Origin of the sequence: Vibrio sp. VPAP30 (genome assembly GCF_001188205.1) — a bacterium.
GTDB lineage: Bacteria > Pseudomonadota > Gammaproteobacteria > Enterobacterales > Vibrionaceae > Vibrio > Vibrio bivalvicida.
Genome location: NZ_LBLS01000038.1, coordinates 441,389 through 451,811, shown reverse-complemented (window position 1 = coordinate 451,811; position 10,423 = coordinate 441,389). Strand labels below are relative to the sequence as shown.

Below are 10,423 nucleotides of genomic sequence, written 5' to 3'. Positions count from 1 at the left end.
GAGGTTTGTGCTTGGAGTCCTATGCAGTGTTCATGTTTGTTATCGGTCTCTCGATAGAGGAGCCAGCGTTCAATCGAACTACTACATGGAAAGCTTTAGTTGCAGCTAAAGCCTGGGTCTCACATTACCCGAAACTCATTAAATTAGGTAAATTGGATAAGGAATTATCCATACAAAGCATTTAAGAGGGATTCTCAACGCTTGGCACTTTCGCTTCTACTTCAGTTTTAGTGTTTATGGCACAATGCTTTAGGTTTGGATGGAGGCGTTGTTCACCCCTTAATTGGGCGTTATGTGCACTTACTGAAATTTTGAAGTGTCTCGAGGTGAATAAGTGCCTAGTTGTGTATTCTTCTCCGTAATTTGGAGGACGAATATGAGCTATGAAAAGAAGTTGCAACTTGCATTTAATGAACTGGAAGCAGCGGGGATCTGGAAATGGAATTACAACCCTCCATTGCATCAGTGGGCTAGGAAAGCTGGTTGCCAGTTGAGGCCTCCTTGCTATGTCCCGCCCTGGCGTAATTTCTGTGTTCGTTTCGCTGAGTTCTTCATATTATTCTATCCTCTAATGTTTTTGTTTGGCCCTTCACCAGTCGAAGCTTCGGAATTTAATCTACTTTTTGAATCGTTGGTGGCAAGCTCATTTTACTCAGTGGCAATGTGTTTGTATTACCTTTGGACTTTCAAACGGTGTGAATTGAGTCATTGGGATAAGCTTTAGGGATACCGTGAACATAACAAGCTGCTTAAGACGGACTATCAACGCTCGGCGATTTTAGTTCTAGTCTGTTACAGTGTTTACAGTGGCTAAGTTTAGTATAGTGGTTTGCGTTGCTGGCCACTTAACATGGCGTTAGCCGTCAGCATACATATCTAGGAAAGGAGTCCTAAATTGAAAGTAGCTTTAGTAACAGGTGGTTCGAAAGGTATTGGGCTAGAAATCGTCCTTCGACTAGTGAAATTGGGGTATCAAGTTGTAACATGCTCACGCTCTGAAGCAGGGTGGACAAAAGTATTAGATATCTACCCAGAATTAAACTCTGTGGATCATAGGGTTACAGATATTGCTGATGAAGAGCAGTTAGCAGGTCTATTTTCGTATATTGAATCCGAATACCAGAAACTAGATATTGCAGTGAATAATGCTTCTCCAGCGCTGGTATCACGTGGTTATCTACCCCAAGTTGACATCGAATTGCTTAAAGAAACCCTTAATGTCGATTTCTTATGTCAGGCTTTATGCTTGAGAGCAGAGCTGAAGTTAATGGGTTCAGGCTCAAGCATAGTAAATATAAGCTCGGTTAATGGTCTCAGACCAACGCCTAATGCATCAATGTACAGCGCATCTAAGCATGCTCTTGAAGGGTTAACGCGGTCAGTTGCGCTTGAGAGTATAGGTTCTGGTATTCGAATTAATGCAGTAGCACCAGGTGTAACATGGACTCCTCGCTGGGAAGAGCGCCAACTTGAAAATGAAAATATCCGTTCAGAAGTATCAGAAGCAGTTCCTATGAAGCGTTTTGGCAGCGCCAATGAAATAGTAGACGCAATAGAATTTTTGCTCTCAGAAAAAGCCACTTATATAGTAGGACATACTCTAGTGGTGGACGGCGGGCTATCTTTAGCATAAACGCTGCATACAAACTGTTTAAGAGGGATTCTCAACGCTTGGCTCCCTCACTTTAAGCAAGTTTAGTGTTTATAGCACAATGCTTTAGGTGAGGTGTCAGCTTTGTTCACACCTTAATTTGGCGTTAGCCGTCATGGAGCTTGCTATACTCAAAGTGATAGAATAGTATCACTTTAGTATTCCCTTGGAGCAGATCTCATGAAAGTAGAGCTAGTTACGTCACTTAAGCGTCAAGCAACTAAGATCCTCGCCGATCTCCACGACACTAAAGAACCAGTGTTAATTACCGAACATGGTAAGCCATCCGCGTATCTAGTTGATGTCGATGATTACGAGTTTATGCAAAACCGTTTGGCTATTCTTGAGGGTATCGCGCGAGGTGAACGCGCACTAGCTGACGGTGAAGTGGTAAGTCATGATGAAGCCAAGGACAAAATGTCAAAATGGCTGAAATAATCTGGACTGAACCAGCGTTATCTGACCTCAATGATATCGCTGAATACATCGCACTTGAAAATATCGTCGCTGCAAAGCAGTTAGTACAAACGATCTTCGCCAAAGTCGAACGCCTACAAACTTTCCCAGAGTCAGGTCGTATTCCACCCGAGCTAGAACATTTAAGTTATCGTGAAGTTGTCGTTAATCCATGTCGTGTTTTCTATAAACAAGACGGTGACAAAGTGTTTATTCTGTTTGTTATGCGTGCAGAGAGAGATTTGCGTAAGTTCTTGTTGGGTAAGCAATAGCCTTTGGGAATGAGCGCATAATAGTGTTTGTAGGGATGATATTAATAGTCGTTGTATCAGATGTTTTTCTGAAGCGCCAAATCAGAACAGTACTAGCTGAAGAAATAAGTGATTACAGTTTTGTTATCGAATCTGATGTGGATTTTGATGAATCAAAGCTCTTGGATGCCATAAAAAATAAAAAGTATGTGACAATTAATAGGACGAAACCATTAACTAAAAGTATAGTGCGGTTCGTTGTTCATAATGGTGAGATCGAGTTATTGATAGCCGAGGACTCGAAGAATGACAACATATTCTGGGTTTATTATCCCAAATATAGCTACAGCCGAGTCAATGATATTGGGAAGGTCCGTATTCATTGAAATTTTCATACAAAGCGTTTAAGACAAATTCGCTACGCTTGGCATTTTTGGTTTGAATAAGCTTTGGTGTTTACGGCACAATGTTTTAGGTAGGTGTCAGTGTTGATCACTACCTAACGCGGCGTTATTTTGCCATAGTCAAATTATGGAGGATTGAATTAAGTGTTATACCCGAAAGCTTTGAGTGTAGGTGATAAAATTGGTTTTTTCTCACCGTCATCACCAGCAACAGTACTTGCCCCAAATCGCTTTAATCGTGCTAAATCTTACCTTGAAGCTAAAGGCTTTGATCTTGTTGCTGGCTCTTTGACAGGAAAATTGGATGCTTACCGTTCAGGTTCAATTGAAGAGCGAGCAGAAGAGCTAAATCAACTTATTCGAGACCCGGATGTTCGCTGTATTATGTCTACAATTGGGGGTAGCAACAGCAATGCTTTACTGCCTTATATAGACTATGAAGCTCTAAGAAACGACCCGAAAATAATAGTCGGTTATTCCGACGTGACAGCGTTACTAATGGGTATCTATGCTCAAACGGGTTTAGTGACTTTTTATGGTCCGGCATTAGTCGCCTCGTTTGGTGAGTTCCCTCCATTGGTTGATGAAACATTTAACTCTTTCTTCGAAATTCTATCTTCAGAGTCTGCTCTTTATTCTTATACAATGCCTAGAGAATGGACGGACATTAAGCATGATTGGGAAACTCAAGACTCTGCGAAACCTACATACCAGAATGAATGGCAATTTTTAGGCAAAGGTAGAACCCAAGGTCGTATTATTGGTGGTAACCTAAATACCATGGCTGGTATTTGGGGTAGTCCGTATATGCCAGAGATACAAGGTGGTGACATTTTACTTATTGAAGACTCTCTAAAAGGAATTGAAACAGTAGAGCGGTCTTTTGCTCATCTGTTTGCTTGCGGTGTCTTTGATAAAGTAAGTGCTATTGTTTTGGGTAAGCATGAATTGTTTGATGATAAAGGGACGAGGCGCAGTCCAATAGACGTCCTTTTAGAAGTTCTCAATGGCAAAGCTGTACCGATATTGTATGGCTTTGACAGTTGTCATACTCATCCAATGTTAGTTATCCCTTTAGGTGTTTTGGGTGAGATAGACTTTGATAATCATACGTTTAGTATAGAGAGTCAGTGGGTGACAGCTACTTAATAGGGTGATATACCATGCGACATGGAGGAAGTTACAATTGGATGTTAAATTTATTTTCTGGTTAGTTATTCGATTGATACTCGTTGTTGTCTTTGCGCCAACCTCTTTGTATGTGTCGGGATATTTCGCGATGTTAGCAGGAGAAACAGCGTGGCTACCTGAGAAAGAGTTCTTCATCTATTTTGTAGTAAGTTTATTTCTTTCCTCTTTATTTCTATCGTTGAACTTAAAGTTTCGCAGAGTTGCCATATTTCTAATCCTAAGCACTATCACGATGGTTATTTACTGGCTACATATAGGTGAGAAATACAACATCATGGGACATGAGTATACAGCTACAGTGATTCAGATATGGGTATTGTGCTGTATTGGGATGTTTCATTTTGCTGTCCCCAATAGACTGACAGGACGAATACTTATTCTACTGCCAATAGCTGCGTGTGGGTATTTTTTGTATTTTACAGTTCTACGTAGTGCTCAGATGACTTTGAATGTAGTTGAAATTAAGGCTCTTGCCAAAGCTGGAGAGTTGGAAGCTGGCCAATATCAAACAATAATAGAATCTTTACCTGACTATTACTTATCATCATTAGGTACTGGCTTACAAGGGCTCTTACTGGTTGCTTTATACTTTATTGCGAGTTGGCAAAAGTTAAAGAGCTTTAATGGTGTTGCATAACAAATCGCTCTGGGTGGACTGTCAACACTCGGCAGTATTGGTTCTAGTGTGATACGGTTTTTACGGTGATTTGTTTGAGTGCAGCGGTTGCGTTACTAGCCGCTAAACAAAGCGTTATGTGCAGGAGGCACAATGATGGTCAGATATATAGTAATCTTTCTAGTGGCGCTAAGTATCGGTGTATATACAGGTTATTATGTTGTAACCAAACAAGTAGAAGTTATTAAGGAATCAGAGTTTCAAAAGGGTTTCGAAAAAGGTTCACATGCATTCAGGTTAGCTAATAGGAAAGATTCTGCACCTCTAGTCGACAAGTCGAACTTGTTAGCTCGTTATACAATGTGTGAACTCGATGGTGTCGAGTCAGATGCACTCGCAACCGTTTTAGTATTGAATGCTTTGCAGTTAGGAACGTTGACTATGCAAAATGAGGAACTTATTGCAGACACTCTGCAAACAACCCTCAATCTTTATACCAAACTAGATGGTCAATATTCAGAGAAGAGTGTACTGAATAAAGTATTAGTCCACTACTGTGAAGCCAATTTTCAGTTCTTTGGTGATTGTTCAAAAATCCAGAACCTCGCAGAGAAAGACCTAAGCGAACATAGTCTTAAATGCATATAGCAATTAATTCAAGCAGATCCCCAACGCTTGGTGCTCTCACCGCTAGCAAGTTTATTGGCTATGGCACAATGATCTAGCTAAGGTGTTAGAGTTGTTCACACCTTAGTTTAGCGTTGTGCGACCCTATGAGTTGAACGAAAGAGATAAAATATTATGTATAAAGTCGGCGTTGTTTTGTTTGATGATTTCACTGATGTAGACTTCTTTCTTATGTATGATTTACTTGGGCGAACGTCCGATAGTTGGACGGTTAGCATACTGGGGACTAAACCTGAACATTACTCCCATCTTGGTATGAAGGTTAAAACTGACGGACATGTTTCAGAGGTAACGAATCAAGATGTAGTTCTTATCACGAGTGGTAAACGTGGTATCCCAGCCGCCATGAAAGATACGGGTTTTATGTCGGCGCTAAATCTTGACCCAACTAAGCAGCTAATTGGTTCGATTTGTGCGGGATCATTCATCCTTCATGAACTCGGCTTACTAAAAGGTAAGCCGTTAACGACCAATCCAGACGCTAAGAGTGTTCTTAAAAATATGGGTGGAGACGTTCAAGATCTACCTTTAGTGGTAGAAGGTAATGTCGCCACTGCCGGAGGTTGTCTTTCACTGATGTATTTAATTGGTTGGGTGGCAGAGCGGTTATTCGATTCCAGTAAACGTAAAACTATACAAAATCAACTCATTCCAGCTGGGCAGTTAGAACTTTTTGAAAACCTTATTGCCACTACTATTCAGTCAGCAGAGCTAGAAAGTTCGCATAGCAAAGCGTCTAAGGTTGATTCGTAACGCTTGGCGTTCTAGGGCTCGAAGATAAAAGGAATTTACGTGGAAATTAGAGTCGGGGAATTAAGTGATATTGCAGCGATCACAGACATATTCAATTATTATATTGAGAATACTAACGCCCGTTTTGAAGAGTGTGCATTTACCCAAGAAAATCGTGAAAATTGGTTCGCTCAATTTTCGTGCGATAGTAAGCATCAACTTTTCGTTGCTACAGAAAATGGAGAATTGTTAGGCTTTGCATGTTCCCAACCTTATAGGGAGAATTCAGCATTTGAGGACACTGCTGAAGTTACCGTATACCTAACTTCGACAGCAAAAGGGAAGGGAGTGGGCTCAAGTCTATATTCCAAGCTATTCTCATCAATTTCTGACTATGGAGTTCATAGGGTACTGTCTGGTATTGCCTTGCCCAATGACGCCTCAGTTGCCTTGCATAAACGTTTTGGTTTTAGAGAAATAGGCGTCTTTAACGAGTATGCAAAGAAAAATGGAAAGTACATTAGCTCGGTTTGGTTAGAAAAAGCGCTAAACTAGAGTTCCGCTGTGTAATGAGGGGTTTAAGGTGGGTCCTAAACACTTAGCACTTTGGGTTTTTAAATCGACTTTTATGTTGTCGACACAATGGTTTAGGTTTGCCGGTGGTGTTGAGCACGCCTTAACAGGGTTTTATGCATAGGAAAAGGTTATGACTATTACAGGTGAATGCTTTTGTGGTGAAATCAAGTATAAAGTCGAAGGTAGTCTTTATGACGCGCGTTCTTGTCATTGTTCCAGATGCCGCAAAGCATTTAGTTCTCAAGCTTCTGCTTACGCACTTGTTAAACAAGGTGAATTTGAGTGGGTTAGTGGTGAGGAGCTTCTAACTTCTTATGTCGGTGAGCATGGCTTTGGGCTTCAGTTTTGCTCGAAATGTGGATCAACGTTGGTCGGCGTATATAAAGGCATGGTTCATGGTGTTACCTTAGGTTGCTTAAATGGAGATCCCAACATTCAGCTAAGTCGCCATATTTATGTAGATTCTAAAGCGTCATGGGAACTCATCGCTGACGGTGTACCCCAGTTCAAGGGCGCGCCTCCAGAAAATGCATGACAAGAAATTTAATCGGATTTGTAACGCTTGGTACTTATATTTTGGGCCAGTTTGTTGTTTATAGCGAAAAGGATTAGCTATGGTGCGAGGGTTGCTCACGCCTTAATAGATCATTAGAAATTAAAAGGAATATTTATATTGAACGCTCAAGAATGTGTCTCTTTCATCATGCTAAATGGTTCAAAAGTTCTCTTGGAGAAACGGAGTGAGCACAAAGAAACCGATCCTGGTTTAATCACTATCCCCGGTGGGCATATAGAAACTGGAGAAACTTCAGTTCAAGCTTTGTTTCGTGAGGTCAAAGAAGAATTGAATGTTACGCCAATTACATATCAATATTTGTGCTCACTATATCACCCAACTGAAGAGCTACAACTAGTTCACTACTTTATTGTAAGCCGATGGGATGGCGAAATTCAGCCCTATGAAGCAGAAGGCATTGAGTGGCGCACTATAGAGTCAGCGGCGGTTGAAATAGCAGCTGACGAATTAGCCTTAAAAGAACTAGTGAGGGTTGCTCCTCATCTTCAGATTCTAACAATCTGATCAAGATTGACAACCAACGCTTGGCACCTTTAATTCTAGTCAGCAAGAGTGTTAAAGGTGGTTATTTGAAATGTCGTAATGTGCGCTGCTAGCCACTTAGCGCAGCGTGATATGTAAAGGCGAATTTATCCGATAAAGGTTTTAAAAATAAATGGATGTTAACGACTATATAGAACACAACGAGTTTACAGAGCTCGCAGATATTCTGTTAGATATCAGCGAAGTACCTGATGATATCCCGGGTATATGTAAATTTGTTCAAGGGAATCTTATTCATTCGTATTGGCTTGAACACTATGATGTAGAGGTTGACTCGTCGGCCAAGCTTACGGAAATGCAGACTCGTTATGCTAAAGACTTGGTATCTTTAGCAGTATTGAAATCGGGCGAACCTTCCCATGTTTTCAAGAAACCAAATCATAGGGTGGTCAGTATCTGTAGAGGCTTTTCACTAATGGTTTGCTCAATTTTGAGATCAAAAGGCGTGCCAGCTCGAATAAGAAGTGGATTTGCCACTTATTTGGCTCAAAATCACTTTGAAGATCACTGGGTTTGTGAGTATTGGGATAGTGACAAGGGGTGGGTAGCTGTTGATGCTCAACTTGACGATATTCATCATCAAATCTTGCAGTTTGACTTTGATCCTTGTGACGTGCCAACGACAAACTTTATAGTCGCAGGGAAGGCGTGGAAGTTATGCCGTGAAAAGTTGGAGTCCGGTGATAATTTTGGTTTTCGGGATTTCAAAGGCTTAGCATTTATCAAGGGGAGCCTTATCCGTGACTTGTATGCATTATCGAAATTTGAAATGCATACGTGGGATACAGGTTGGGGCATTTTACCCCATTTCATAAGCCCTATTTCGGGGGAGCATGAACTAGCCCTGCTTGATGAACTAGCAGATGCTAGCTGTTATTCAGATAGCACCAAAGCTCTAATGTTGGTTGAATCTTGCAAGGAAATAAAGCTTCCGATTGATTGGGATTGCTCAAAGTTTCCGACATTAACTGAGCTATACGCCTCACTGTAAGCGCAGAATACATACAACAAATTGTTTAAGAGTGAATCGCAACGCGTGGCTTTTTTGGTTCCTTGGATTCAAGTTTAGTGTTTATGGCACAATGCTTTAAGTTGGGGGAGGCGTTGTTCACCCCCTTAATTGGGCGTCATGTGTCCGCAATTATAGAGACAAGGAGTCAATTTTGTTCAAGCTTTATTACTATCCAAACAATGCGAGCCTCGCTCCTCATTTTTTGCTTCATCATTTAAAAGCAGACTATGAGCTGTTGTTAGTCGATAAAAAATCGAACTCTCAAAAATCAGCGGATTATCTTAGGCTCAACCCAGCAGGGCGCATACCGACCTTAGTTGTTAATGACCAGCCAGTTTTCGAAAGCCCAGCTATCTGCGTGCACATCTGCGAATTGCACCCTGAATCAGATTTAATGCCATCGTTAGGTGAGCCGACTCGTCCTTTGTTTTATCAATGGCTCGCGTTTCTCAATAATACGCTGCAAGCTGAACTCATGGTTCGCTATTACCCTCATCGCCACACTAACGATGAAGCTACCATTCCAAATGTTATAGCGGCGCAGGACGAAAGAATTGCTGATGCATTGTCAATTATCAACGACCAGTTAGAGCTGCAAGAATACTTGCTGGGTGATACCTTAACAGCATGTGACTACTTCTTGTTTATGCTTGCAGAATGGTCGTTGCCAATTGAAAAGTCACCACTCGATTTCAAACACCTAGCAGCGTATTTAAAGCGTCTTTGTTTGAACCCAACTATTAAAGCGGTTTGCGACATCGAGGGTATAGACCTCACCCCATTTGAGACATACTCATAACAAACTGCTTAAGACGGACAGCCAACGCTCGGCGAGTGTATTCCAAAAGTTGGTCTGTGTTTAAGGTGGTTTGTTTGCGTTGTTATGGCATGTTGTCAGCCGCTTAGTAGGGCGTTAGGTGTCCTAATCCCCCACTTTTCGTGGGGTACACTAGTCTTCTCTGAAAATTCCGAGTTACTCTAAGTCTATGACACTACAACGTATGGAGAGTGTGCTAACGGCAGCCCCAGGAGATAGGCTTCGAATAAAGCTGAGTGCTTTTGCTAGATCTTGTGTTTCAATTTTTAACTTATTATCAATGCGTCCGTCATTAGTCATATCAGTATCTACGACACTAGGGCATAAACAGCATGCCTTTACCCCAAAAGGAAGAAGCTCGTGATAAAGCGATTGGCTATAGCTAACAATTGCAGCTTTTGTTGCTGAATATGCGGCAATTTTATGAACTGGCGCCAAACCAGCAGTAGAGCCAAGGATGTATATTTCTCCGTAGCCTTGTTGTTTCATTTTCTCAGCAATCAGATTACAAGCTGTGATTGTAGATAATAGGTTTACATTTACCAGCTCAGAAAGCTTAGCTAAGGGAAGGTTTGTATTACCAGCGGCTAATACACCCGCACTGTTAACCATAGCATCAATGTTTCCATACTCTTTAATGATTGAAGTGATGGTGGTTTCAACTTCAGAAGGGTTATTGAAATCGACGGATACTGTCTTCACTGGACATGAGGAATACTGGGACTTTAACTCTGCTTTAGCCTGCTCAAGGTTTTCCGTATTTAAGGCAAGTAATACTAAAGAGTACCCTTCCTGAGCAAAGTAATGAGAAATAGTTTTACCAATCCCGCGGCTAGCGCCAGTGATTATGGCAACTTTAGACATAGTGTCTCCCTAAACGATGTAATAAGCGTGTTGTTAGGGTAATGTA

15 protein-coding genes are annotated in these 10,423 nt (G+C 41.3%); 14 read left to right on the top strand and 1 reads right to left on the bottom strand.

The features are described 5' to 3' along the window. The 14 genes from ZX61_RS24605 to ZX61_RS19710 form a co-directional block, all read left to right on the top strand. Window positions 1-185 (top strand): hypothetical protein (locus tag ZX61_RS24605; protein WP_235431365.1); only part of this gene is annotated, 185 nt, incomplete at its 5' end. A gap of 191 nt (window positions 186-376) precedes the next feature. Then, window positions 377-724 (top strand): DUF6404 family protein, encoded by a 348-nt coding sequence (locus ZX61_RS24600; protein ID WP_049846311.1) that lies wholly within the window; start codon window positions 377-379, stop codon window positions 722-724. Window positions 725-895: 171 nt separating this feature from the next. Next, window positions 896-1,633, top strand: coding sequence for an SDR family NAD(P)-dependent oxidoreductase (locus ZX61_RS19770; RefSeq protein ID WP_049846310.1), 738 nt, complete (start codon window positions 896-898; stop codon window positions 1,631-1,633). Between the two features lie 198 nt (window positions 1,634-1,831). Then, entirely contained in the window at window positions 1,832-2,089 is a 258-nt protein-coding gene (locus tag ZX61_RS19765) for a type II toxin-antitoxin system Phd/YefM family antitoxin (protein WP_049846309.1), read from the top strand. Beyond that, a complete protein-coding gene (locus ZX61_RS19760) occupies window positions 2,077-2,379 on the top strand; it encodes a type II toxin-antitoxin system RelE/ParE family toxin (RefSeq protein WP_049846308.1) in 303 nt (100 codons plus the stop codon). Before ZX61_RS19765 ends, ZX61_RS19760 begins: the two co-directional genes overlap by 13 nt. A 527-nt stretch (window positions 2,380-2,906) precedes the next feature. Further along, window positions 2,907-3,911, top strand: coding sequence for a S66 family peptidase (locus ZX61_RS19750; protein ID WP_049846306.1), 1,005 nt, complete (start codon window positions 2,907-2,909; stop codon window positions 3,909-3,911). Window positions 3,912-3,948: 37 nt separating this feature from the next. Then, a complete protein-coding gene (locus ZX61_RS19745; protein ID WP_049846305.1) occupies window positions 3,949-4,590 on the top strand; it encodes a hypothetical protein in 642 nt (213 codons plus the stop codon). A 132-nt stretch (window positions 4,591-4,722) separates the two neighbouring features. Then, complete coding sequence (locus tag ZX61_RS19740) at window positions 4,723-5,217, top strand: hypothetical protein (RefSeq protein WP_049846304.1); 495 nt, start codon at window positions 4,723-4,725, stop codon at window positions 5,215-5,217. A gap of 153 nt (window positions 5,218-5,370) precedes the next feature. Further along, a complete protein-coding gene (locus ZX61_RS19735; protein ID WP_049846303.1) occupies window positions 5,371-6,009 on the top strand; it encodes a DJ-1/PfpI family protein in 639 nt (212 codons plus the stop codon). A gap of 39 nt (window positions 6,010-6,048) precedes the next feature. Further along, window positions 6,049-6,543 (top strand): GNAT family N-acetyltransferase, encoded by a 495-nt coding sequence (locus ZX61_RS19730; RefSeq protein WP_049846302.1) that lies wholly within the window; start codon window positions 6,049-6,051, stop codon window positions 6,541-6,543. A 151-nt stretch (window positions 6,544-6,694) separates the two neighbouring features. Next, window positions 6,695-7,099 carry a GFA family protein gene (locus tag ZX61_RS19725; RefSeq protein ID WP_049846301.1) on the top strand — a complete coding sequence of 135 codons (405 nt, stop codon included), beginning with the start codon at window positions 6,695-6,697 and terminating at the stop codon, window positions 7,097-7,099. 138 nt (window positions 7,100-7,237) lie between these two features. Then, window positions 7,238-7,645, top strand: coding sequence for an NUDIX domain-containing protein (locus ZX61_RS19720; RefSeq protein ID WP_049846300.1), 408 nt, complete (start codon window positions 7,238-7,240; stop codon window positions 7,643-7,645). Between the two features lie 151 nt (window positions 7,646-7,796). After that, window positions 7,797-8,675, top strand: a complete 879-nt coding sequence (locus ZX61_RS19715; protein ID WP_049846299.1) for a transglutaminase-like domain-containing protein — start codon at window positions 7,797-7,799, stop codon at window positions 8,673-8,675. A 172-nt stretch (window positions 8,676-8,847) separates the two neighbouring features. Next, complete coding sequence (locus ZX61_RS19710; protein ID WP_049846298.1) at window positions 8,848-9,495, top strand: glutathione S-transferase family protein; 648 nt, start codon at window positions 8,848-8,850, stop codon at window positions 9,493-9,495. Window positions 9,496-9,669: 174 nt separating this feature from the next. Here ZX61_RS19710 and ZX61_RS19705 read toward each other — a convergent pair whose 3' ends face one another. Continuing rightward, window positions 9,670-10,377, bottom strand: coding sequence for an SDR family NAD(P)-dependent oxidoreductase (locus ZX61_RS19705; protein ID WP_049846297.1), 708 nt, complete (start codon window positions 10,375-10,377; stop codon window positions 9,670-9,672). Window positions 10,378-10,423: the final 46 nt, after the last annotated feature.